Origin of the sequence: Yeosuana marina (assembly GCF_011762485.1) — a bacterium.
Classification (GTDB): Bacteria; Bacteroidota; Bacteroidia; order Flavobacteriales; family Flavobacteriaceae; genus Yeosuana; species Yeosuana marina.
Window position 1 is genome coordinate 449,619 of sequence record NZ_JAAKGI010000003.1, and the last position, 24,180, is coordinate 473,798.

Annotated in this window: 22 protein-coding genes and 1 riboswitch; of the genes, 20 read left to right on the plus strand and 2 right to left on the minus strand. The window is 33.5% G+C overall.

Features of this window, described 5'->3' with window-relative positions; genetic code table 11:
* The first annotated feature begins 1 nt into the window (after window position 1).
* The 18 genes from G5V56_RS06530 (at window position 2) to G5V56_RS06615 (ending at window position 18,415) form a co-directional block, all read left to right on the plus strand.
* A complete protein-coding gene (locus tag G5V56_RS06530) occupies window positions 2–1,228 on the plus strand; it encodes a nucleoside permease (RefSeq protein WP_166963056.1) in 1,227 nt (408 codons plus the stop codon).
* 10 nt (window positions 1,229–1,238) lie between these two features.
* Window positions 1,239–2,384 carry a Gfo/Idh/MocA family protein gene (locus G5V56_RS06535; RefSeq protein WP_166963058.1) on the plus strand — a complete coding sequence of 382 codons (1,146 nt, stop codon included), beginning with the start codon at window positions 1,239–1,241 and terminating at the stop codon, window positions 2,382–2,384.
* Window positions 2,384–3,439 carry a sugar phosphate isomerase/epimerase family protein gene (locus G5V56_RS06540; protein WP_166963061.1) on the plus strand — a complete coding sequence of 352 codons (1,056 nt, stop codon included), beginning with the start codon at window positions 2,384–2,386 and terminating at the stop codon, window positions 3,437–3,439. The genes G5V56_RS06535 and G5V56_RS06540 overlap by 1 nt, the downstream gene beginning before the upstream one ends.
* A gap of 13 nt (window positions 3,440–3,452) precedes the next feature.
* Window positions 3,453–4,184 (plus strand): 3-keto-disaccharide hydrolase, encoded by a 732-nt coding sequence (locus tag G5V56_RS06545; protein ID WP_166963063.1) that lies wholly within the window; start codon window positions 3,453–3,455, stop codon window positions 4,182–4,184.
* Window positions 4,185–4,677: 493 nt separating this feature from the next.
* On the plus strand, window positions 4,678–5,295 hold the full coding sequence (locus G5V56_RS06550; protein WP_166963066.1) for a GNAT family N-acetyltransferase: 618 nt from the start codon (window positions 4,678–4,680) through the stop codon (window positions 5,293–5,295).
* Complete coding sequence (locus tag G5V56_RS06555; protein WP_166963068.1) at window positions 5,292–6,479, plus strand: argininosuccinate synthase; 1,188 nt, start codon at window positions 5,292–5,294, stop codon at window positions 6,477–6,479. Before G5V56_RS06550 ends, G5V56_RS06555 begins: the two co-directional genes overlap by 4 nt.
* A 2-nt stretch (window positions 6,480–6,481) precedes the next feature.
* Entirely contained in the window at window positions 6,482–7,459 is a 978-nt protein-coding gene (gene argC, locus G5V56_RS06560; protein ID WP_166963070.1) for an N-acetyl-gamma-glutamyl-phosphate reductase, read from the plus strand.
* A 10-nt stretch (window positions 7,460–7,469) separates the two neighbouring features.
* Complete coding sequence (gene proC, locus G5V56_RS06565; RefSeq protein ID WP_166963072.1) at window positions 7,470–8,264, plus strand: pyrroline-5-carboxylate reductase; 795 nt, start codon at window positions 7,470–7,472, stop codon at window positions 8,262–8,264.
* A gap of 1 nt (window position 8,265) precedes the next feature.
* The gene (locus G5V56_RS06570; protein ID WP_166963075.1) at window positions 8,266–9,390 is read left to right on the plus strand and encodes an aspartate aminotransferase family protein; all 1,125 of its coding nucleotides are present in this window, start codon (window positions 8,266–8,268) and stop codon (window positions 9,388–9,390) included.
* A gap of 11 nt (window positions 9,391–9,401) precedes the next feature.
* A complete protein-coding gene (locus G5V56_RS06575; RefSeq protein ID WP_166963077.1) occupies window positions 9,402–10,598 on the plus strand; it encodes a glutamate-5-semialdehyde dehydrogenase in 1,197 nt (398 codons plus the stop codon).
* A 1-nt stretch (window position 10,599) separates the two neighbouring features.
* Window positions 10,600–11,364 (plus strand): glutamate 5-kinase, encoded by a 765-nt coding sequence (gene proB, locus G5V56_RS06580; RefSeq protein ID WP_166963079.1) that lies wholly within the window; start codon window positions 10,600–10,602, stop codon window positions 11,362–11,364.
* A 6-nt stretch (window positions 11,365–11,370) separates the two neighbouring features.
* Window positions 11,371–12,312, plus strand: a complete 942-nt coding sequence (locus G5V56_RS06585) for an N-acetylornithine carbamoyltransferase (protein ID WP_166963081.1) — start codon at window positions 11,371–11,373, stop codon at window positions 12,310–12,312.
* Between the two features lie 170 nt (window positions 12,313–12,482).
* Window positions 12,483–13,259: an acetylglutamate kinase gene (gene argB / locus G5V56_RS06590; RefSeq protein WP_166963083.1), complete on the plus strand. Its 777-nt coding sequence runs from the start codon at window positions 12,483–12,485 to the stop codon at window positions 13,257–13,259.
* 1 nt (window position 13,260) lies between these two features.
* Complete coding sequence (locus G5V56_RS06595; protein WP_166963085.1) at window positions 13,261–14,328, plus strand: M20 family metallo-hydrolase; 1,068 nt, start codon at window positions 13,261–13,263, stop codon at window positions 14,326–14,328.
* A gap of 131 nt (window positions 14,329–14,459) precedes the next feature.
* Window positions 14,460–15,734, plus strand: coding sequence for an argininosuccinate lyase (argH, locus tag G5V56_RS06600; protein ID WP_166963087.1), 1,275 nt, complete (start codon window positions 14,460–14,462; stop codon window positions 15,732–15,734).
* 58 nt (window positions 15,735–15,792) lie between these two features.
* Complete coding sequence (locus tag G5V56_RS06605) at window positions 15,793–16,212, plus strand: DoxX family protein (protein ID WP_166963089.1); 420 nt, start codon at window positions 15,793–15,795, stop codon at window positions 16,210–16,212.
* Window positions 16,213–16,290: 78 nt separating this feature from the next.
* A complete protein-coding gene (locus G5V56_RS06610; protein ID WP_166963091.1) occupies window positions 16,291–17,208 on the plus strand; it encodes an alpha/beta hydrolase in 918 nt (305 codons plus the stop codon).
* Between the two features lie 124 nt (window positions 17,209–17,332).
* A complete protein-coding gene (locus G5V56_RS06615) occupies window positions 17,333–18,415 on the plus strand; it encodes an acyltransferase family protein (RefSeq protein ID WP_166963093.1) in 1,083 nt (360 codons plus the stop codon).
* 144 nt (window positions 18,416–18,559) lie between these two features.
* On the opposite strand, the gene leuB is transcribed toward G5V56_RS06615, so the two are convergent.
* Window positions 18,560–19,678 (minus strand): 3-isopropylmalate dehydrogenase, encoded by a 1,119-nt coding sequence (gene leuB / locus G5V56_RS06620; RefSeq protein WP_166963095.1) that lies wholly within the window; start codon window positions 19,676–19,678, stop codon window positions 18,560–18,562.
* A gap of 28 nt (window positions 19,679–19,706) precedes the next feature.
* Window positions 19,707–20,882: a 2-isopropylmalate synthase gene (locus tag G5V56_RS06625; protein WP_166963097.1), complete on the minus strand. Its 1,176-nt coding sequence runs from the start codon at window positions 20,880–20,882 to the stop codon at window positions 19,707–19,709.
* Between the two features lie 148 nt (window positions 20,883–21,030).
* Here G5V56_RS06625 and G5V56_RS06630 point away from each other — a divergent pair, with 148 nt between their 5' ends.
* Together G5V56_RS06630 and G5V56_RS06635 are read left to right on the plus strand one after the other, a co-directional pair.
* Window positions 21,031–22,581: a hypothetical protein gene (locus G5V56_RS06630; protein WP_166963099.1), complete on the plus strand. Its 1,551-nt coding sequence runs from the start codon at window positions 21,031–21,033 to the stop codon at window positions 22,579–22,581.
* An 88-nt stretch (window positions 22,582–22,669) separates the two neighbouring features.
* A riboswitch (SAM riboswitch) is annotated at window positions 22,670–22,784 on the plus strand.
* Window positions 22,785–22,902: 118 nt separating this feature from the next.
* On the plus strand, window positions 22,903–24,177 hold the full coding sequence (locus G5V56_RS06635; RefSeq protein WP_166963101.1) for an O-acetylhomoserine aminocarboxypropyltransferase/cysteine synthase family protein: 1,275 nt from the start codon (window positions 22,903–22,905) through the stop codon (window positions 24,175–24,177).
* The last annotated feature ends 3 nt before the right edge of the window (window positions 24,178–24,180 follow it).

The window sequence follows — 24,180 nt, forward strand, 5'->3', positions numbered from 1 at the left end:
AATGAAAAAATCAGTTCAATTTCAGTTGTCATTTATGATGTTTCTCGAATTTTTTATTTGGGGCGGATGGTTTGTAACACTTGGGTCTTTTTTAGGAAATAATTTAAATGCTACCGGTGCAGAAACAGCTATGGCATTTTCAACCCAATCATGGGGAGCGATTATTGCGCCTTTTGTTATTGGATTGATTGCAGATAAGTTTTTTAATGCAGAAAGAATTTTGGGAATTTTACATCTTATAGGAGCTGTTTTAATGTACCAAATGTCGCAAGCATCTGAATTTGCGTTGTTCTATCCATATGTGTTAGGTTATATGATTGCTTATATGCCCACATTAGCTTTAGTAAATTCAGTGTCGTTTAATCAAATGAATGATCCAGCAAAACAATTTCCGGTCGTTAGAGTTTTTGGAACCATAGGTTGGATTTTAGCGGGTTTAATTATAAGCTTTGTTTTTAAATGGGATTCCATTGAAAATATTGGTAACGGGATGTTATCGAATACATTTATTATGGTGGCAATTGCCTCAGCTATGTTGGGCATTTTTAGTTTTTTATTACCTAAAACACCGCCACAAGGCAAAGGAGAAAAAACCAGTATTTCAGATATCTTAGGGTTAGATGCACTCAAATTATTAAAGGACAGAAACTTTTTAGTATTCTTTTTGTCCTCTGTTTTAATCTGCATTCCTTTAGCCTTTTATTATCAAAATATTAGTCCATTTTTAACTGAATATCAAGTAGAAAATTCAACGGCGTGGGCTTCTATTGGACAAATGTCTGAAGTTGGATTTATGTTACTTTTACCTTTTTTCTTTAAAAAGTACGGGTTTAAAAAAACAATTCTTTTTGGGATGTTAGCTTGGGCTATACGATATCTACTTTTTGCTTTTGGCGATGCGGGAGATTTGTTTTTTATGCTTGTTATGGGTATAGCTCTGCATGGAATTTGTTATGATTTTTTCTTTGTATCTGGTCAAATATATACAGATTCTAAGGCTGGTGATAAGGTTAAAAGTGCTGCTCAAGGCTTAATAACCTTGGCGACTTACGGCGTTGGTATGTTAGTTGGGTTTTGGGTTGCTGGTAAAATTGTAGATAAAAATGTTATTGTAGACGGCGCTCATAGTTGGCAAGACGTATGGCTATTTCCAGCACTTTTTGCAATTGGTGTTTTTGTATTTTTTGCGATTTTATTTAAAAACGAAAAAGTAGAATATAAAGCTTAAATAATATTCAATGAGTTCAAAAATAAGATTAGGGATTTTAGGTGGTGGTGGAGATTCTCTTATAGGGGTGCTTCATAGAATTGCTTCCGCGATGTATGATAAATATCAAATTGTTGGTGGTGTTTTTAATCCTGATTGGGACGAAAATATTGGGTTTGCTGAAAGAATAGGATTGCCAACAAACCGAATTTATCAAGATTTTGATACACTGGTACATGAGGAATTAAAGCTTCCAAAAGAGGAAAGAATGCAGGTTGTATCTATTTTAACGCCTAATTTTCTTCATTTTCCAATGGCTAAGAAGTTATTAGAAAACGGTTTCAATGTTATTTGTGAAAAACCAATGACAACAACTTATGAAGAAGCTAAAGTTCTAAATGAAACTCTTAAAAAGGCTAAAACAGTTTTTGCGGTAACCTATACCTATACGGGCTATCCAATGATAAGGCAAATGCGAGAAATGATTTTGAACGGTGAATTAGGAGCTATTCAAAAAGTGGATGCCCAATATTATCAAGGTTGGATTAATCCCATTATTCACGATAAAGAGAAGCGTTCATCAACATGGCGCTTAAATCCTGAAAAATCAGGGATTAGTTGTTGTATTGGCGATATTGGTACACATGCTTTCGACATGCTCGAGTATGTTTCTGGTTTAAAAGTTGAATCTATTTTGGCAGATTTAAATTATTTATATGAAGATAATAAAATGGATATAGATGGAACTGTACTGTTGCGATGCAGTAACAATGTAAAAGGAGTTATCTGTACCAGTCAGATTGCTACAGGAGAAGAGAATAATTTTATCGTAAAAGTATACGGTGATAAAGCAGGATTAAAATGGGAACAAGAAAACCCAAATTATTTATATCTCATGAAAGATGGTAAACCACTACGTGTTTTAAAACCAGGACATTCTTATAATTCTGAATTGTCTCTCGATGGCACAAAATTACCACCTGGGCATCCAGAAGGTATTTTTGATTCTATGGGAAATATTTATAAAGGTGTAGCAAAGGCCATTAATAAAGAGTCTTATAATCACGGAGAATTTCCAACCATGATCGATGGTCTTCGAGGGATGAGTTTTATTGAAAAAGCAGTAGAATCTCACCAAAAAGGAAATATTTGGGTAACTATTGAAAATGGAAGCTAATGAAAACTATTAAAGGACCTGCCGTATTTTTAGCGCAATTTATGGATGAAAAAGCGCCATTTAATTCGTTAGATGGTTTATGTAAATGGGCAAGTGATTTAGGTTATAAAGGCATACAAATGCCAACTTTAGATCCTCGTTTAATAGATTTAAAAAAGGCGGCCGAAAGTCAAACTTATTGTGATGAGTTACTTGGAAAAATTAATTCTTATGGTTTAGAATTAACAGAGCTTTCTACACATATTCAGGGGCAGTTAGTGGCTGTTCATCCAGCACATGATATTATGTTTGATGTATTTGTTCCTAATCAATTAAAAGGAAAACCAAAGGAAAGAACGGCTTGGGCAGTTCAAGAAATGAAAAACGCAGCGGTAGCGAGTAAACGATTAAAATTAAAAGCACATGCAACGTTTTCAGGGTCTTTATTATGGCCAATGATGCATCCGTGGCCTCAGCAGCCTAAAGGTTTGATTCAAATGGGATTTAAAGAACTTGCCGATAGATGGTTGCCAATTTTAAATACATTTGATGAAAATGGTGTTGATGTATGCTACGAAGTGCATCCCGTTGAAGACATTCATGATGGCGATACTTTTGAACGATTTTTAGCAGCTACAGGAAATCATAAACGCGTTAATATTTTGTATGACCCGTCACATTTCGTGTTGCAGCAGTTAGATTATATTTCATATATAGATCATTATCATCAATTCATTAAAGCGTTTCATGTAAAAGATTCAGAGTTTAATCCAACGGGTAAAAAGGGAACTTTTGGTGGTTATAACGATTGGAAAGATCGTGCAGGGCGCTATCGCTCACCCGGTGATGGACAAGTAGATTTTAAAAAGGTATTTTCAAAATTAACAGAATATGGTTGCGATGTTTGGGCTGTTTTAGAATGGGAATGTGTTGTTAAAAGTCCAGAGCAAGGTGCTAAAGAAGGTGTTGCGTTTATATCAAATCATATAATTGAAGCAACAACAAAATCTTTTGATGATTTTGCCGGCGGTGAAACAAATAAAGAACAATTAAGAAAAATACTAGGTATACAATAATAAATAAGCAACAATGAAAAAAATATTATTTCTTACAATGCTTGTAATTACTATTACATCATGTAAACAAGTTAAAAAAGAATCAACTGATGTAGAACCAGACCAAAGTGAAGTAAAGAAGGAATCAGAATGGGTTTCGCTTTTTGACGGCACATCATTTGATAAATGGAGAGGGTATTTAAGTGAGTCTATGTATCCAGAATGGACCATTGAAGATGGTGTTATGGTTTTTACACCTGGTGAAAAAGGTGGTAAAAATATAATTACTAAAGACACCTTTACAAATTTTGAATTATCACTGGAATGGAAAATATCAGAAGGAGGTAATAGCGGTATTTTTTGGGGTGTTTTTGAAGATCCAAAATATAGTGAAGCTTATCAGACTGGTCCAGAAATTCAAGTGTTAGATAACGAGCGTCACCCAGATGCTTTGGCCAATCCTAAATATCATCAAGCAGGCGCTTTGTATGATATGGTGCAACCTATGTATGACGTTTGCAAACCTGCTAACGAATGGAATGTATGTGTTTTAAAAGTGAATCATGAAACCAATCAAGGAAGCGTTACTTTAAACGGAACAGAGATTGTTAAATTTCCTGTTCATGGCGAAGAATGGGATAGTTTGGTAGAAAACTCAAAATTTAAAGGATGGGAAGGTTTTGGTAAGCATCGAACAGGGCACATCGGATTGCAAGACCATGGCAATAAAGTAAGTTTTAAAAATATTAAGATTAGGAAACTTTAAGCAGCTTTTTAGAGATGATTAATAGCGAAAAGGAATTCAATTTGAATTCCTTTTTTTTATATATTATTCGCTTGTTTTCCATATAAATACATTATTCATAACAAATTTTTACTTTTGAATACGTATTGATAATTTTTAAAAAAAAGTTAGGTGTTTTTACAGGACCTATTAAATAAAATTATAGTTTTACATTATGAAAACATTAAAAAATAAAATACGTTGTTCTACACAAGGTTTGCCCACGCGCAATCGCCGCCGTTTCTAATTTGATTTAGAAGTAAAACCAAAACGTAATTTTAATTTTCATATAGTGTACAAATACTCATTCATAGCATTTCAAAATATAATTAGTCGGTCAATAAACCACTACTTTATGTGTCATATTTTTCCACGCCGCCCGTAAGGGTGACTTCTATTTTTTTAGAACTAGGTGAGTCCGGTTCTGCATTTTAAACGAAAAACATTAATTTTTAATAAAAAATCAATACAATACATGAACATTGTAATTGCTGATAAATCACATAGCAAATATGCTGAAATTATTTGTGAGACTATTGCGGAGTCTGCTGCTGTACGAGGGACGGGTATCGCAAGGCGCACACCAGAATATATTACCACTAAAATGGAAAATGGTAATGCCGTAATTGCTTTAGACGGTGATAAGTTTGCTGGTTTTTGTTATATAGAAAAATGGGGACATGGCAAATTTGTGGCTAATTCAGGTTTAATTGTGCATCCAGATTACAGAAATGCTGGCTTAGCAAAGAAAATAAAACACAAGGTGTTTCAGCATTCCAGAAATAAATTTCCTGATGCCAAAGTATTTAGTATTACTACGGGATTTGCGGTTATGAAAATGAATACCGATTTAGGATATCGGCCAGTACCATTTTCAGAATTAACCGATGACCCAACGTTTTGGGATGGTTGTCAAACTTGTAAAAATTACGATGTGTTAACACGAACCAATAGAAAAATGTGTTTGTGTACAGGGATGCTTTATGATCCAAAAGCGAAAAAGAATAGTAAAAACAAACCAATACAAACAAAAGTGTTTCAACGATTAAAGCATATCAAAGAAACCATGTTTTTAAAAAAAGATAAAAAATGAGTTCAACAAAAAAATTAGTAATAGCCTATAGTGGCGGTTTAGATACATCTTACTGTGCTGTAAGTTTATCTAAAGACTATGATGTTCACGCCGTAAGTGTCAACACAGGAGGATTTACTCAAACAGAGATAGATAATATTGAGGCCAATGCATATAAAATGGGTGTTTCAACCTACAAAAATATTAATGCAGTACCTTCATTTTATCAAAAAGTTATTAAGTTTTTGGTGTTTGGTAATGTATTAAAAAACAACACCTATCCATTATCTGTAAGTGCAGAACGTATTATTCAGGCTATTGAAATTGTGGAATATGCTAAAAGTATCGGAGCCGATTACATAGCTCACGGAAGTACAGGCGCAGGAAATGATCAAGTACGTTTTGATATGATTTTCCAAACGCTTGCTCCAGAAATTCAAATCATCACACCTATTCGAGATGAAAAGTTAACCAGACAACAGGAAATAGATTATTTAAAGGCTAATGGAATTGATATGTCTTGGGAGAAAGCTAAATATTCTATCAATAAAGGACTTTGGGGAACGAGTGTTGGCGGACAAGAAACATTAACGTCTGAAAAACCATTACCTAGTGAAGCGTATCCATCTCAATTAAAGCATACAGAAGAAGAGAAAGTTAAACTAACTTTTGAAAAAGGTGAGTTGGTGGCCGTAAACGGTGTTAAAAATGATCCTGAAATGAATATTGAGGTGTTAAATAATTTAGCATCAGCGTATGCAATTGGCAGAGATATTCATGTAGGCGATACGATTGTTGGTATCAAAGGACGTGTAGGTTTTGAAGCTGCAGCAGCTTTAATTATTATAAAAGCGCATCATTTATTAGAAAAGCATACGCTTACTAAATGGCAGTTGCAACATAAAGACTATATAGCAAGTTTCTACGGCATGCATTTACACGAGGGTCAGTATTTAGATCCGGTAATGCGAGATATGGAAGCCTTCTTACAGAGTAGTCAAGACAAAGTGAGCGGCGATGTTACGGTAAGTTTAAAACCGTATCATTTCTCGTTAGATGGTATTGTGTCTAAACATGATTTAATGAGTTCTAAGTTTGCAAGTTATGGTGAAGAAAGTAAAGGTTGGACACCTGATGACGCTAAAGGGTTTATCAAGATTTTAGGTAATCAAAATAAAATCTATCAACAAGTAAATAATTCTTAAACATGATACAAGTTGGCATTATAGGAGGCGCAGGTTATACAGCTGGAGAATTAATTAGACTGTTAATGTTTCATTCTGAAGCAGACATTAATTTTGTTTACAGTACATCAAATGCTGGTAACGATATTAGTAAAGTGCATCAAGATTTAGAAGGTAGTTTAAGTTTGAAATTTACAGATACTATTAATCCCGATGTTGACGTATTATTTTTGTGTTTAGGTCATGGTAATTCTGTTAAGTTTTTATCAAACAACAGGTTTTCAAAGTACACCAATATTATTGATTTAGGCAATGATTTTAGATTAGAAAAAGATAAGGTTTTTGAAGGTAAAACCTTTGTTTATGGTCTGCCAGAATTGCAAAGGGACGCTATTAAAGATGCTAGTTATATTGCAAATCCAGGATGCTTCGCAACTGCTATTCAATTAGCTTTATTGCCACTAGCGAAACATCATTTAGTAGGCAATGATGTACACGTAAATGCGGTTACAGGAGCAACAGGAGCGGGCACGTCTTTATCAGAAACTACGCATTTTACTTGGAGAGACAATAATTTTTCGTATTATAAGCCTTTTACACATCAGCACTTAGGTGAAATCAATCAATCGGTTAAGCAATTGCAAAACAGTTTTTCTTCAGAAATTCTTTTTATGCCTAATAGAGGCGATTTTTCTAGAGGAATTTTTGCAACAGCATATACAGATTTTGAAGGAACTCTTGATGAAGCAAAAAATATGTATAAATCGTTTTATCAAGATGCAGAATTTACGTTTGTTTCAGATGAAGTTTTACATTTAAAGCAAGTGGTAAACACTAATAAATGTTTGATTCATTTGCATAAACATGAAAATAAATTATTGGTAACAAGTATTATAGATAATTTATTAAAAGGAGCGTCAGGTCAAGCAGTTCAGAATATGAATTTGATTGTTGGATTTGAAGAGACAGAAGGATTACAATTAAAAGCAACCTATTTTTAAAAATAAAACTATGAAAATAGCCATTATAGGAACAGGAAATTTAGGAAGTTCAATTGCAAAAGGACTGATTAAAAATAATACGTTTACATCGTTGTTTTTAAGTGATAAAAACACAACGGCTGTTAAGAGTTTTGAGGAACATTCTAATGTTACGGTTACCAATGATAATCTTGTAGCCGTTGAGAAATCAGACATGGTTATTTTTGCTTTGCAACCCAAACATATTAATGGGGTTTTAGAAAGTGTTGCCTCTAAAATAACTCAGGAACATGTAGTTATTTCTGTAGCTGCAGGTGTTGACATTGCTCGAATTGAAGGCATTATCGGAAGCGATAAAAACATTATTAGAGTGATGCCAAATACGGCTATTTCCATAGGAAAATCAATGACTTGTATTGCAGCGAATGTAAAAGCTCAGGATAAGGTGAATATGGCTCAAACTATTTTTAACCAATTAGGAACTACGATGGTAATTCCTGAAGATTTAGTTCAAGCAGCAACCGTAATTTGTGCTAGTGGTATTGCCTTTTGGATGCGACTAGTTCGTGCCACGACGCAAGGTGCTATTCAATTAGGTTTTGAAGCTGAACAAGCCCATGAATTAGCAACGCAAACATGTTTTGGTGCTGCGAGTCTGTTAATTGAATCTGGGAGACATCCGGAACAAGAAATAGACCGTGTAACCACGCCAAGTGGCTGTACTATTGAAGGTTTAAATGCCATGGAACATCAGGGACTAAGTTCAGCCTTAATACAAGGTATTGTAGCGTCCTTTGAAAAAATTAATCAAATTAAAACGAATTAAAATGCCATTATTTGATGTTTATCCACTATACAATGTAACGCCTGTTTCAGGCAAGGATATGTTTGTATATGACGACAAGGGAGTTGAATATTTAGACCTTTACGGAGGTCATGCGGTGATTTCCATTGGGCATTCACATCCTAATTATGTTAAGGCCATTACTAATCAGGTTGCAACACTGGGATTTTACTCCAATGCAATTCAAAATCCGCTGCAAGTTGAACTTGCCAATAAAATTGAAACTTTGTCTGGTTGTAAAGGCTATCAACTGTTTTTGTGTAATTCAGGGGCAGAAGCTAATGAAAATGCTTTAAAATTAGCCTCGTTTAAAACAGGGAAATCGCGCGTTATTGCTTTTAATAATGGATTTCATGGTCGTACATCGGCGGCTGTTGCAGCCACTGATAATCCAGGGATTGTTGCGCCAATAAATGCACAACAACAGGTTGCTTTTTTAGCTTTAAATGATATTGAAGGTGTTAAAAGAGAATTAGAAAAAGGGGATGTCTGTGCCGTTATCGTTGAGTTTATTCAAGGTGTTGGAGGTTTAGATCAAGGAACTGCTAAGTTTTTTGAGGAAGTCGATGCATTGTGTAAAGCAAATAATACGTATTTCATCGCTGATGAGGTACAAGCAGGTTATGGGCGTTCAGGAAAGTTCTTTGCCTTTCAATATTACAATGTAACACCCGATGTGATTTCTATTGCAAAAGGTATGGGTAACGGGTTTCCAATTGGAGGAATTTTAATTCATCCAAGCATAGAAGCTAAATATGGTATGTTGGGAACCACCTTTGGTGGCAATCATTTGGCGTGTGCTGCTGGCTTGGCAGTTCTAAATACCTTAGAAGAAGAGCATTTAATGAAAAACGTGAATGAGATTTCAGACTATTTCATTTCAAAAGCGTCAACAATTCCAGAAATAAAAAACATTAAGGGTAAAGGCTTAATGCTTGGTTTGGAATTTGATTTTGAAATAGCAGAACTCAGAAAAAAACTAATTTATGAGCATCACATATTCACGGGTGGTGCATCAAACAAAAAATTAATACGAATATTGCCACCACTTAGTATTCAAAAAACACATGTTGACCAGTTTTTTGAAGCGCTAAGACAGGCATTATAAAAATTTAAAAAATGAATACATTACTATCGATTGAAAAGAGGAATAAAGTATTGCTTAATATGGCAACACTGTTAGAACAAGAAAGGGATGCGATAATAAGTATCAATAAAAAAGATTTAGAGAATTACAAAGGTGAAGACATTTCGATGTACGACCGTTTAAAAGTGGACGATTCTAAAGTAGACGAAATGATAAAATCTGTAACCCATTTGGCTTCGCAAGATGACCCAGTTGGTGTGGAACGGTTTAGTTTTAAACATGACAACGGAATGCAAGTCTATAACAAAACAGCATCGTTTGGAACGGTATTGATTATTTATGAATCGCGACCAGATGTAACAGTTGAAGCTGCTGGTATTGCTTTTAAATCAGGAAATAAAATATTGCTTAAAGGCGGAAAAGAATCAACAACATCAAATTTAAAAATTGTTGAGTTGTGGCATCAAGCATTAAAAAATAATGGTGTATCAACAGACTGGGTAGAATATTTACAATTCAACAGAACGGAAACCCAAGCGTTTTTGGAAAATCCAACACAAAAAGTTGATTTAATTGTACCTAGAGGAGGAGAACGTTTGATTGCTTTTGTGAAAGAACATGCAACGTGTCCCGTAATTATTAGTGGACGCGGTAATAATTTTGTGTTTGTTGAAAAGGAAGCCGACACTCAAATTGCGTTAGATGTTATCATCAATGCTAAAACAGCTAAAATTTCAGCGTGTAATGCTTTGGATAAGGTGTTAATTGATAAAAATCTTCCGAATAAAGACGCATTCATCAAAACATTAATTTCAAAACTAAAAGAATTTGATGTTGAGATTTTAGGAGATGAAGCACTTTCAAAATATGAAGGCGTTGCACCAATTGAATCAGATGATATTTGGTATCAAGAGTTTTTGGATTTTAAAATTGTTATAGCCGAAATTGGTTCTAATGAAGACACGATCGCTATGATTAACAAATATTCTGGAGGCCATTCATCATCAATCATAACTAAAAACGATGCTGTAGCTGAAATATTTATGAAAAATGTAGATAATGCGGCCGTTTATCATAATGCATCTACACGATTCACAGATGGAAGTCAGTTAGGTTTGGGTGGTGAATTAGCTATTAGTACTGATAAATTACACCAACGTGGACCAATAGGGTTGCAACATTTGGTAACTAATAAATGGTATATTCACGGTAGTGGGCAAATAAGATAACATGCAAAAAAAGAAACGCATATTGCTAAAAGTTGGCTCGAACACGCTTACTAAAGAAACCGATAATATTTCAAGAGGTAAAATTGAAGATATTGCAAATCAAATAGCGAAACTTCAAGACACGTGTGAGTTTATTATTGTGAGTTCTGGGGCTATTGCCGTGGCAAAACAATTTGTTAAACTGGAGAGTAAACAAAAAGGTGTGTTTGTAAAACAAGCTTTGGCTTCTATTGGTCAGCCACATCTTATCAGAATTTATCAAGAAATTTTTAGAGAATATGGGTTATTAACATCGCAATGTTTATTGTCTTATTCTGATTTTGAAAAGGAACAAAGCAGAACCAATATTGTTAACACAATTAATGTATTGGTGAATAATAATTACATTCCTATTATCAATGAAAACGATACGGTGGCAACCGATGAGATTAAGTTTGGTGATAACGATAAACTAGGCGCTTTAACAGCGTCTCTTTTAAAGGCGGATTTATTTATAATAGCAACTAATACCAATGGAGTTTATACGAAAGAATCTATTGAAAATGAAGCTCCAAGAACCATAGAATTGGTCGAAGATTTTGATGAGTTGTTAAAACAAGTTGTCAATTCAAAGTCAACTCACGGCAGTGGAGGAATGCAATCAAAAATTGAGGCGGCCTCACTTGCAAGGGAATCTAATATAGAAACATGGATTGTAAACGGAATAGAAGATAATTTTATAACGAATGCTTTTGAAAACAAAGTGCCGTTTACTAAAATAAAATAAGAGTACATGAAACATTACACCTCTATACACGATATAGATAATCTCCATTCATGGATTGAGGAAGCGAAAGAGTTAAAGCTAAACCCATTAAAGCATATTGAATTGGGTAAAAACAAAACGTTAGGGTTACTGTTTTTTAATTCCAGTTTACGAACTCGATTAAGCACTCAAAAAGCTGCTTTAAATTTAGGAATGAATCCTATTGTGATGAATGTGTCTGGTGATGCTTGGGGGATTGAGTTTGGAGATGGAACCATTATGAATGGAAATACTGCCGAACACATTAAAGAAGCTGCAGCAGTAGTATCACAGTATTGCGATATTATCGCGGTAAGAGCGTTTCCAACATTAACCGATAAGGCAAAAGACGAAAGCGAACACGTTATGAATGCGTTTGTTAAATATGCTTCGGTACCAATTGTAAATATGGAAAGTGCGACAGGTCATCCGCTACAAGGTTTAACCGATGCGTTAACCATTTCTGAATACGCTAAAAAATCAAAACCGAAAGTCGTGTTAAGTTGGGCGCCTCATGTGAAGGCATTGCCTCATGCGGTGGCAAATAGTTTTACCCAAGCCATGCAAAAAATGGATGTAGAATTTGTAATTGCCAATCCAGAAGGGTATGATTTGAATCCAGAAATAACGGGAAACACACCAATAATTCACAACCAAGAAGAGGCTTTTAAAGATGCCGATTTTGTGTATGTTAAAAACTGGAGTTCATATGAAGATTATGGACAAGTAAACAATACAGATTCTAATTGGATGATAACTAAAGAAAAGCTAGGAAAGGCTAAGTTCTTACATTGTTTACCAGTGAGAAGAAATTTAATTGTAGAAGATGCAGTTTTAGATAGTGATAATTCTTTGGTGATTGAACAAGCCAATAATAGAACCTATGCAGCACAATTGGTATTGAAAAAAATATTAGAAGATAAAAAGTAAACGTCATTGCGAAAGAGGAACGACTGAAGCAATCTTTTCAATAGAAACAGATGGCTTTGTTAAGAAACTTTTCGAAATAAAAATTTAATATAATCATAAATTTGTCAGGTTGAGCGCAGTCGAGACCTAATTAACCGTTCGACAACACTCGAGGAGACATAAAAAGTAACATGGAAAAACTATCCATAGTCAAAATAGGAGGCAACATCATTGAAGACGAAAGTGCTTTACAAGCCTTTTTAAAACTATTTACAAATTTAAAAGGACATAAAATTCTGGTTCATGGTGGCGGAAAGCGTGCAACAAGTATGGCTTCAAAATTAGGCATTGAATCTAAAATGGTGAACGGTCGTCGTATCACAGATGCCGAAACATTAGAAGTCATAACAATGGTGTATGGTGGTTTGGTAAACAAAAATATTGTAGCCAAATTACAAGCCTTACAGATAGATGCGATTGGCTTAACAGGTGCGGATGCCAATGCTATTACTTCGGATAAAAGACCCGTAAAAGAAGTTGATTTTGGTTTTGTTGGCGATGTTAAAAACGTAGCGCATCAGTCTATTAATAAATTAGTAGAGGCTGGTTTTACACCTGTTTTTTGTGCCATAACGCATGATGGGAATGGGCAATTATTAAACACAAATGCCGATACCATCGCATCGCAAGTTGCGGTTGGCATGAGTAATTTATACGAAACATCCATGTATTATTGTTTCGAATTAAATGGTGTTTTAAAAGACATCAACGATAAAAATTCCGTAATAAAACATATCGATTCAAAATTGTATAAACAGCTTTTAGACGACGAAATTATTGCCGATGGTATGCTTCCTAAGTTAGAAAACTGCTTCGATGCTTTAAAAAATGGTGTAAGAACCATAAATATGGGAAATACGGCAATGTTAACCCAAGAAAATGATAATTTTACACGAATAACTTTATAATATGGCGATACAAGAACTAACAAACGATGCCATTTCATTATTAAAACAATTAATAGAAACGCAATCTTTTTCAACAGAAGAAGACCAAACAGCATTACATATTGAAGCTTGGTTAAAACGTTATGAAGTTGATTATAAGCGCACTAAAAATAACGTTTGGGCCGTCAATAAATATTTCGACAAAAGTAAACCAACTTTATTGTTGAATTCGCATCATGATACTGTAAAACCAAATTCGGCATATACAAAAGACCCATTTAAAGCCATTGTTGAAGATGGTAAGTTATACGGTTTAGGAAGCAATGACGCCGGTGGTTGTTTGGTGTCTTTAATAGCAACATTTACTTATTTTTACAATCAGGAAAATTTAAAGTACAATTTGGTTTTGGTCGCTTCCGCGGAAGAGGAAAACAGCGGTCCAGATGGGCTAAACAGCATGCTTAAAATTATTCCGAATGTAAATGTGGCGATTGTAGGCGAACCAACTTTAATGAATCTTGCTGTAGCCGAAAAAGGCTTAGTGGTTTTTGATGCGAAGGTAATGGGAACCCCTAGTCATGCAGCACATCCAAATGATAACAACTGTATTTATAATTCAATAAAAGTACTGCAATGGTTTAAAGATTTTAAGTTTGAAAAAGGATCTGAAGCGCTGGGAGATGTTAAGTTAACAGTCACCCAGATTAAAGCAGGAACACAACACAATGCAGTACCAGCCGATGTAGATTTAGTGATAGATGTCCGTGTAAATGACGCCTATACCAATACTGAAATCGCGCAAATCCTCCAAGAAAAATCACCTTGTGATAGCATCACACCAAGAAGTTTACGATTAAATTCATCATCAATTCCTATGGATCATCCGTTAGTAATTGCTGGGATTGAAATAGGACGAACCACTTATGGTTCGCCAACATTATCAGATCAAGCGGTGTTGTCTTGTCCTAGTTTAAAATTGGGACCAGGAGATAGTACGCGCTCACATTCGGCAGATGAGTTTATCTATTTAAATGAAATTGAGGAAGGTATTAAAATTTATATCGAATTATTAAATCGAGTTATTGCATAGCGTCATAACGAGGAGAGAAGCGAACGTGGTTATCTTATGATGATTATCAGATTGCTTCATTACATTCGCAATGACGAATAATAATAAATAAATCAACGCGTAAACACATCAACGAATAAACATTTTAGAAAATGAAACTCTGGGACAAAGGAATATCAATAGACAAAAAAATAGAACAATTTACTGTTGGAAACGATAGAGAAATAGATATTCATATAGCGAAGTATGATGTCATTGCTTCAAAGGCACATGCTAAAATGCTTCATAAAATTGGCATTCTTACAACTATTGAGTTAGAACAATTGTTAGGAGGTTTACAAGTTTTAGAAAATGAAATTGAAGATGGGGAGTTTGTAATCGATGCACAGTTTGAAGATGTACATTCAAAAATAGAGTACGAGTTAACAACGACTCTAGGTGATGTTGGAAAAAAAATTCATACAGCGCGCTCCAGAAACGATCAAGTTTTAGTAGCACTTCATTTATATTACAAGGAAAATTTAGCGGTTGTCAAAGAGAAAACAAAAGTATTTTTTGATACGCTTTTAGATTTAGCCGAAACACATAAAGACAATGTTTTGCCCGGTTATACACATTTGCAAGTAGCCATGCCATCATCGTTTGGTTTATGGTTTTCAGCTTATGCCGAATTGATGATTGATGACGTATATTTATTAAATGCAGCCATAAAAACGGTAGACCAAAATCCGTTAGGTTCTGCTGCTGGTTACGGGAGTTCTTTCCCAATAGATAGAGAATTTACTACCAAAGAAATGGGTTTTGAAACTCTCAAATACAATGTGGTGGCAGCACAAATGGCTCGTGGAAAAAATGAACGTACCATTGCTGCTGTTTTAGGTGGTTTATGTAACACGATGTCGCGTTTTGCAATGGATATTTGTTTGTATATGAGTCAGAATTTTGGTTTTGTGTCTTTTCCAGACGAATTAACAACCGGAAGTAGCATCATGCCTCACAAAAAGAATCCAGATGTTTTTGAATTAATTCGAGGGAAATGTAATAAGATACAAGCGCTTCAAAGTGAAATGATTCTAATTACCAACAATTTGCCAAGTGGTTATCATAGAGATTTTCAGTTGTTGAAAGAGAACATCATTTCAGCTTTCGAAGAGGTAAAAGATATTCTAGATATTTTTAATTATTCCATTCAGCAAATCATCGTTAAAGATATTGATATTCACAGCGATTTATATAAATATCTATTTACGGTTGATAATATTAATACTTTGGTTGTAGAAGGCCAGACGTTTAGAGAAGCTTATCAAAAAATTGGTGGTCAAGTGCAAGACGGTACGTATGTTCCAGATACATCAAAAAAACATACACATATAGGAAGTATACATAATTTATGCGTGCATAAAATTAGAGCTAAGTTTCCTTTGTAGATTGTTTTACGAATGCGAATTAATTTGTTTCTTTAGTCCAGATTTTTATTAAAAAAATATGAACGCATTTTCAAAATCAATTTCAAACCAAAATACCGTAAGTATTGTATTGCTAATTACACGATTAGCTGTTGCATTTTTAATGATTAATCACGGGTATCCTAAATTAACCAAATTATTGGAGGGAGGCGAGATACAATTTGCCGACCCTTTAGGTGTTGGAGTAACATTCTCTTTAATTCTTGCAGTTTTTGCTGAATTTTTATGTTCAATTTTAATTGGTTTAGGGTTGTTTATTAGGTTAGCAACAATTCCTTTAATGATTACCATGTTTGTAGCTGCTTTTATTGTTCATGGAGCAGATCCTATTGCTAGAAAAGAATTGGCCATTTTGTACTTAGTATTATATATAATGCTTTTTGTTTTTGAAGGAGGAAAATTTTCTTTAGACTATTTTGTTAGAGGAAAAAAAGCGTAACTTTCCTATTAAATATGTTACGATTGTAACTTTTTTATTCGATAATAGTTCTTTTTAATTCTCAAAAAAAATTAAGTAATGTCATTAAAAAAAGGGGTTTTAACCATTTTCTTATCGTTCACTATGTTAAACTGTTTAGCGCAATATGAAATTGTTTCGTTGTGGGACGGAGTTGTTCCAAATAGTCAAAAATCAGATGAAGAAGAAATTATAACAAATACCGATAGTAAGAGAATTTCGTTAGTACAAAACCCTACTTTAGAAGTTTATTTACCTACAAAACGAAACGCTACAGGACAAGCTGTTATTGTTTGCCCAGGTGGTGGATATCATTATTTAACCTATGATTTTGAAGGAACAGATATTGCTAAATGGTTTAATTCTAAAGGTATAGCAGCTTTTGTTTTAAAATATAGGTTGCCTAATTCAAAATCTATAAAAATATCTTATGAAGCGCCTCTGCAAGATGCACAACGAGCCATACGAATTGTCCGTTCACAAGCTGAAAAGTGGAACGTAAACCCCAATAAAATTGGAATTATTGGCTTTTCAGCTGGAGGTCATTTGGCATCAACTTTAGGAACTCAATTTAACACACCAAATCATTTTAAGGAAACTGCCATTGATACCATTTCTGCACGACCCGATTTTATAGCTTTAATCTATCCTGTAGTTACCATGAAGCTAGATTATACGCATAAAGGTTCGCGTACTAATTTGTTGGGAGAAAACCCAAGTGAGGATTTGGTAAAACAATTTTCAAATGAATTACAGGTAACCAAAAATACACCACCAACGTTTATTGTGCATGCTGAAGATGATCATTCAGTGCCTGTTGAAAATAGCTTGCAATTGTACAAGGCCTTAAAAGATAACGGCGTGATAACGGAAATGCACCTTTATCCTTATGGCGGACATGGATTTGGTTTGGCTTTAGGACAAGGCCGTTTGGAGCATTGGACTGATAGGCTATACGAATGGTTGCAAAGTTTATGAGAATCGATAGAATAGTCCTATTTTGAAGTATCAAAATAGTATTATTTTGATTATCTATAAAATAGTTTAGTTTCATATTGTATAACTATAAATTAATTTACAGTTTAGTATTACATCTTAACTATTGAAAGAAACTAAGATTAAGTCACCTGTATTTTTAGGTTATCTGCATAGTTTTAGAGCCTTAGCAATTTTAAAAATTGTTTTGGGACATGCAGTAGCTGCTGCATTTATAGCTGCTTATGGCGCTTTTAATGATACCGCTCCCATTATTATGATAAGTGAAATCTTTTATCATGATAGCACAATTTACTTTGCCATTATTTCTGGTTTGTTGTTTTCAAGAGTTTTGAAACCGAAAGGATATAATAAGTTTTATATAAGTAAGCTTAAAAATATTGTACTGCCTTATATTTTTGTGACGTTAGTGCTCACGTTTATTAAAATTAAATTTGATGACGTAGCAAACTTTCAAGAGGGAATTAGTTACTACGCTTCAAAAGTTTTTAAAAATATCATATTTGGAAAAGCCAATTTTGCGCTTTGGTATATTCCCGTTTTAATAGTTCTTTATATAGTGACTCCTGTTTTAGAGTTTCTTCAAAAAACAAATACCTTAACTAAAGTGTTTTTCTTTTTTATTATGATAATACCACTTTTTGTTTCTCGTATTCAAGTGCTAACAGAATATACTTTAAAAATTGAAACCATGCTATATTTTATAGGAGCTTATGCTGTTGGGATGTATTTGGGTTCAGATTTAGAAAGAAAATTACAACTTATTAAAAGATACAAGTACGCTATTATTACCGCTGTAGTTATTTGTACAATAATCTTATTTTATTTCTATAGTAATAAAATAAATATGATGGGAAAGGTATCGTTAAGAGAATCGGTTTTTTATATTCAAAAAATAGGTTTAGCCTTAGTATTTATCATGTTGTTTAAAAGACTTGGTGATAGGCAACCAAAGTGGTTAGTTCCCATAGCAAGAGATTCATTTTCTATTTATTTCATTCATGGTACCGTTCTCTATGCCATATCTCATTTTTTCATGTTTATTGTAGGAGCAAAAGCTATTGCACCTCTAAATATTGTTTTAGGTGCTTTTTTACTTCTTGTAGTCTCGATATCTATTAGCATGATAATTGTTTATTTTTTTAAAAAAGTATTTGGAAAAAAATCACGGATGATTATCGGTTCTTGAGTTTGATTTTTAAAAAACATTAAAATAATATAACAACAATTTAAAAATCTACAGTAATACCCAAAAAACAAAAGAGCATCGTTACGATGCTCTTTTAAAATCCCAATAAGTTTAATTTGTTGCTTGGTGACTAATTCAAAGTAATTAAATAATTGTGGACTGTCCTAAATGTATGTTTGTAAAGTTTAAGTTTGTTTCGTCTGGATTATTAATAAAATCTTCAATAAAATCACCAACTTTACTAGTGGAAATATTATCATATTTCATGTTCAAATCTGGTGTGGTTATGTGAAGTTTTATTGATTTTTCTATGGCTTTTCTTATTAAAGCGGCTTCATCAAATAAATCAAAATGATCTAATAACATAGCGGCTGATAAAATAGAAGCTATTGGATTGGCAATACCTTTATCTGTTGCTTTTGAATAGGCTCCATGAATAGGTTCAAACATGGCGTATTCTGAACCAATAGAAGCTGATGCTAATAACCCTACAGAGCCAACAATAACGCTTGCCTCTTCTGAAAGGATATCTCCAAACATATTTTCAGTTAAAATAATATCAAACTGTTTTGGGTTTACAATAAGTTGTTTAGCAGCATTATCAATGTATAAAAAATCTAAAGTAACATCAGGGTATTGTGGTGCAATTTCAATTAAAACTTTACGCCAAAGTCTTGAACTCTCTAACACATTAGCTTTATCAACTAAAGTTACTTTATGATTTCTTGATTGCGCGGCTTTAAGTGCCATATGGGCAATGCGTTCTATTTCAAACCGGTTGTATCCACAAACATCCGAAGCATAATTTTCATCATCACTTAATGTTTGATCTCCAAAATAAATACCACCAGTTAGTTCGCGATAGATTACAAAATCTACATCCTTAATAATTTTTTTCTTTAAAGACGAATTATTTAACAAATCCTCATAAGCAATTACAGGTCTAATATTAGTATATAAATCAAGGGATTTACGCAATCTTAAAAGCCCTTGTTCTGGTCTTATTTTAGATGAAGGATCAAAATTATATTTGCTTTCTCCAATAGATCCAAATAAAATAACATCTGCCTTTTTACAAAGATCAAGTGTTTTTTCTGGCAACGGGTCTCCAACGGCTTCAATGGCAGCTCCACCTATTAAACCGTATTCAAAAGTAAAAACATGATCAAACTCCATAGCAATAGCTTTCAAGGCTTTAACAGCTTGCGCTATGACTTCTGGACCTATACCATCTCCTGGTAAAACAGCAATATGTAGTTTCATTCGCCTAGTATTAAATGTAACTGCTAAATTAAGAAGAAATAATTTCTTTATATACTTTACTAGTCTCTATTATTTGATGAATATCAGAATCGTCTACTTCCTTCTTTTTGTCTGCAAAATCTAAAAAGTTAGCATAAATTTCATCTAACTGTAGTTTTGTTAATTCATAGCCAACTTTTTTGGCTCTATAAGCTAATGCAGCACGTCCGCTTCTCGCTGTTAAGACTATTGATGATTCTGTTACTCCAACATCTGCAGGATCAATAATTTCATAGGTTTCACGGTTTTTAATCACGCCATCTTGGTGAATCCCTGAGCTATGTGCAAAAGCATTAGCGCCAACTATAGCTTTGTTTGGCTGGGTGTAAATACCCATACTGTCAGAAACTAATTGACTGATACCGTATAGCATAGATGTGTTAATATTGGTATCCAAATTCAAGTACGGATGTTGTTTTAAAATCATTACAACCTCTTCGAGTGCCGTATTTCCTGCACGCTCACCAATACCATTTATGGTACATTCAATTTGTCTGGCGCCATTAATAACACCTTCAATAGAATTGGCAGTTGCTAAGCCTAAATCATTATGGCAGTGACAAGATAAAATAGCTTTATCAATACCTTTTACATTTTCTCTTAAGTATTTAATTTTTGCACCATATTCGTGGGGTAAGCAATAGCCAGTTGTATCTGGAATATTTAAAACGGTTGCACCTGCTTTAATAGCAACTTCACAGACTCTTGCTAAATACTCATTATCAGTTCTACCGGCATCTTCAGCATAAAACTCAACATCTTCAACGAAAGATTTTGCATAACTTACAGCCGCAAATGCTCGCTTTAAAATATCTTCTTGATTAGATTTAAATTTAAATTTTATGTGAGATTCAGAGGTTCCTATTCCTGTATGAATTCTTGGTTTTTTAGCGTATTTGAGAGCTTCAGCAGCAACCTTTATATCATTTTCAACCGATCGAGTAAGACCACAAACAGTCGCATTTTTTACTAATTTTGATATCAATTCAACCGATTTAAAATCGCCAGGGCTAGACACTGGGAAGCCCGCTTCAATAATGTCAACACCTAAATAATCAAGTTGTTCTGCTACAATTAATTTCTGCTCTGTATTTAACTTACAACCAGGGACTTGTTCTCCATCTCTCAGGGTTGTATCAAAAATTTGTACGTTCTTATCTAACATTTATTCAAATAAATTTTTGTATTGTATTACGAATGTATATTTTGGTTTCCAGAATAGAGAATTCATCATATTTATTTTACGATGTTTAACCTAACTATAATAGGTTTAAATATTTGTTTTTCAGGTGTTTAACGTTATTTTTATAACTATGACAAAGGAGCAAAAAGATAATTTGTTTGTATTGGTAAAGTCATTATCAAAATCAGAGAAGAGACAATTTAAATTATATGTAGGGAGATTGGGTGTTAATGAGGATTCTAAATTTTTACTTCTTTTCAATATCCTTGACAAACTTTCTAGTTATGATGAGTCTGCTATTTTGAAAAAAGGTATTGTAAAAAAGCAACAACTTTCTAACTTAAAAGCGCATTTGTACAAGCAAATACTTATTAGTTTACGATTGAATCCATCACATCAAACTATTAGGATTCAAATACGTGAACAATTGGATTTTGCAACAATTTTATATCATAAAGGATTGTATAGGCAGAGTCTTAAAATACTTGATAAGGCAAAAAATTTAGCAATTGGCAATGAGGAAAAAAATGTAGCTTATGAGATTATTGAGTTTGAAAAAGTTATTGAATCGCAATATATAACTAGAAGTATAAGTAATCGAGCAGATGAATTAACTATTCAAGCCAAAGAGCTTAGTCAACAAAATGTATTGGCTAGTAAACTGTCAAATCTTTCGCTTCAATTGTATGGATTATTCCTTAAAACGGGCTATGTAAAAAATGATAAGGAAACAAGGCGAATAACGAAATATTTTAATGACAGATTGCCTAAGTACAATATCAACACCTTAGGGTTTAGGGAAAAATTATGGTTGTATAAAGCACATTTATGGTATAGTTTTTTAACTCAAGATTTTTTATCCTGTTATAAGTATTCTTCTAAATGGGTCGCTTTATTTTATGATAATAAGGACCAAATTGTTTTAAATCCAGTTTTTTTTCTGAAAGGAAATCATTATTTACTAGAATCTTTATTTTATTTAAGGCATTACAATAAGTTTAAGAAGTCTTTGAAACGCTTAGAGTCTGTAACGAAAGAAAGTTGGTTTCCTGTTGATGATAATATAGAAGGGTTAGCATTTCTATACATATATAACAATAAATTCAATTTGCATTTCATTGAAGGCAGCTTTCAAGAAGGCTTGCCAATAGTCGAAGAGGTTTTAGAACGATTAAAAAAATATCAGGACAGAATTGATGAGCACCACGTTATGGTATTTTATTATAAAATAGCAAGCTTGTATTTTGGAGCTGGAGAAAACAAAAAGTGTATCTTCTTTTTAGAGAAAATAATAGGTAATAAGTCTCTTGAAATGAGAGAGGATTTATTGTGTTTTGCAAGAGTTTTAAATTTGGTAGCGCATTATGAAGCTGGAATGGATTACAACTTAGAAGCTCTTATTAAGAGCACCTATAAGTTTTTAATTAAAATGGAAGATTTATATGAGGTTCAGAAGGAGATGATTAAATTTTTAAGAGGTTTGGGTGATATTTATCCTCATGAGGTTAAAGGTGAATTTATCAAACTTCATAAAAAATTAAAAGAGTTTGAAGATGATCCCTACCAAAGCAGAGCCTTTTTATATTTAGATATTATTTCTTGGTTAGAATCAAAAATTGAGAGTAAACCAATCGGTTTAGTAATAAAAGATAAGTTTGAAGCTAAATTGTTGAGGAAATAATAAATTTTCAAAGTTTTTCAAAAAAAATTAGGATTTTAAATTTTTCTAACTGAATATTTGTACTTACAAAGTTCAAACACTTATTGAAATGTTATCAAGAAAGGCGGAGGGATTAGACCCATTGAAGCCTTAGCAACCCTTTACCTGTAAAGAAGGTGCTAAATTCTACTTAAATCAAGTTTTAGATTTTAGATAGATAACCAAACGAAATTACTTTTTAGTAATTTAATTTTCTTTTTAACATTTTTCTATTAAGTACATCAAATTTTGATGCATTTGGCTTTTGGTTTAATTATTTATTAACTCAAAAAAATTAGAAAAATGAGCACACAAAAAATTGCAACACAAGCATTACATGCAGGACATGATGTCGCTGCTAATGGAGGAACCAGAGCAGTTCCAATTTATCAAACATCGTCGTATGTTTTTAATGATTCCGATCATGCGGCTAACCTATTTTCATTAAAGGAATTAGGCTTTATTTACACCAGACTTAACAATCCAACAAACCAGATTTTACAAGATCGTCTGGCAGCTGTAGAAGGTGGTGTTGGAGCCGTAGTATTTGCATCAGGAACTGCCGCTATTTCAACAGGATTATTAACTTTATTAAAAGCGGGAGACCATATTGTAGCTTCTAGCAGTTTATATGGCGGAACCTTTAATTTATTAAAAGTTACCTTACCAAGATTAGGTATTACAACCACGTTTGTAGATGCCGATAACCCTGATAATTTTGCTGCCGCAGTTCAAGAAAATACAAGAGCATTCTTTGTAGAGTCTTTGGGGAATCCAAAATTAGATGTGTTAGATTTAAAATCAATTTCAGTACACGCCAAAGCTGCTGGAGTGCCTTTTATTGTTGATAATACGGTAGCGACGCCATCTCTTTTAAACCCTATTGAACACGGAGCTAATATCGTAATTCACTCATTAACAAAATATATTGGCGGTCAAGGAACCTCGTTAGGAGGTGCTATTATCGATGCCGGAACATTTGATTGGTCTAATGGAAAATTCCCGGAATTTACAGAGCCTTCAGATGGATATCATGGCTTGGTGTATCATGAAGCTTTGGGTGCCGCTGCTTATACCTTCAAATTAATTTTAGAAGGTTTAAGAGATTTTGGAGGTGCTTTGAGTCCGTTTAATGCCTTTCAAATTATCCAAGGTTTAGAAACCTTGCCAGTTAGAATAAAACAACATTCTGCAAATGCATTAGAATTAGCCAAATGGTTAGAACAGCAAGACGAAGTAGCTTGGGTAAACTATCCAGGTTTAGAATCTAGCAAATATAAATCGTTAGCCGATACATATTTGCCAAAAGGACAAAGCGGAATTGTTACCTTTGGAGCTAAAGGAGGTTTTGAAGCAGCAAAAGCCATTGCAGACAACTCTAAATTATTTTCATTATTAGCAAATATTGGCGACACGAAATCATTAATTATTCATCCGGCAAGTACAACACATCAACAATTAACCGATGATGAACAAGTATCAGCAGGGGTTCCAAAAGATTTAATTCGTTTGTCTGTTGGTATTGAAGATATTGAAGATTTAAAAGCTGATTTAAAAGAAGCATTCAGTAAAATTTAAAAA

Excerpts from the sequence above, each read along its gene's own strand:
- G5V56_RS06635 (WP_166963101.1), top strand. The coding sequence starts at position 22,903 with ATGAGCACACAAAAAATTGCAACACAAGCATTACATGCAGGACATGAT.
- G5V56_RS06625 (WP_166963097.1), bottom strand. The coding sequence starts at position 20,882 with ATGTTAGATAAGAACGTACAAATTTTTGATACAACCCTGAGAGATGGA.
- proB (WP_166963079.1), top strand. The coding sequence starts at position 10,600 with ATGCAAAAAAAGAAACGCATATTGCTAAAAGTTGGCTCGAACACGCTT.
- G5V56_RS06555 (WP_166963068.1), top strand. The coding sequence starts at position 5,292 with ATGAGTTCAACAAAAAAATTAGTAATAGCCTATAGTGGCGGTTTAGAT.
- G5V56_RS06610 (WP_166963091.1), top strand. The coding sequence starts at position 16,291 with ATGTCATTAAAAAAAGGGGTTTTAACCATTTTCTTATCGTTCACTATG.
- G5V56_RS06550 (WP_166963066.1), top strand. The coding sequence starts at position 4,678 with ATGAACATTGTAATTGCTGATAAATCACATAGCAAATATGCTGAAATT.
- G5V56_RS06575 (WP_166963077.1), top strand. The coding sequence starts at position 9,402 with ATGAATACATTACTATCGATTGAAAAGAGGAATAAAGTATTGCTTAAT.
- argB (WP_166963083.1), top strand. The coding sequence starts at position 12,483 with ATGGAAAAACTATCCATAGTCAAAATAGGAGGCAACATCATTGAAGAC.
- G5V56_RS06530 (WP_166963056.1), top strand. The coding sequence starts at position 2 with ATGAAAAAATCAGTTCAATTTCAGTTGTCATTTATGATGTTTCTCGAA.
- G5V56_RS06535 (WP_166963058.1), top strand. The coding sequence starts at position 1,239 with ATGAGTTCAAAAATAAGATTAGGGATTTTAGGTGGTGGTGGAGATTCT.
- G5V56_RS06630 (WP_166963099.1), top strand. The coding sequence starts at position 21,031 with ATGACAAAGGAGCAAAAAGATAATTTGTTTGTATTGGTAAAGTCATTA.
- proC (WP_166963072.1), top strand. The coding sequence starts at position 7,470 with ATGAAAATAGCCATTATAGGAACAGGAAATTTAGGAAGTTCAATTGCA.
- argH (WP_166963087.1), top strand. The coding sequence starts at position 14,460 with ATGAAACTCTGGGACAAAGGAATATCAATAGACAAAAAAATAGAACAA.
- G5V56_RS06540 (WP_166963061.1), top strand. The coding sequence starts at position 2,384 with ATGAAAACTATTAAAGGACCTGCCGTATTTTTAGCGCAATTTATGGAT.
- G5V56_RS06605 (WP_166963089.1), top strand. The coding sequence starts at position 15,793 with ATGAACGCATTTTCAAAATCAATTTCAAACCAAAATACCGTAAGTATT.
- G5V56_RS06570 (WP_166963075.1), top strand. The coding sequence starts at position 8,266 with ATGCCATTATTTGATGTTTATCCACTATACAATGTAACGCCTGTTTCA.
- G5V56_RS06595 (WP_166963085.1), top strand. The coding sequence starts at position 13,261 with ATGGCGATACAAGAACTAACAAACGATGCCATTTCATTATTAAAACAA.
- G5V56_RS06545 (WP_166963063.1), top strand. The coding sequence starts at position 3,453 with ATGAAAAAAATATTATTTCTTACAATGCTTGTAATTACTATTACATCA.
- G5V56_RS06585 (WP_166963081.1), top strand. The coding sequence starts at position 11,371 with ATGAAACATTACACCTCTATACACGATATAGATAATCTCCATTCATGG.
- argC (WP_166963070.1), top strand. The coding sequence starts at position 6,482 with ATGATACAAGTTGGCATTATAGGAGGCGCAGGTTATACAGCTGGAGAA.
- leuB (WP_166963095.1), bottom strand. The coding sequence starts at position 19,678 with ATGAAACTACATATTGCTGTTTTACCAGGAGATGGTATAGGTCCAGAA.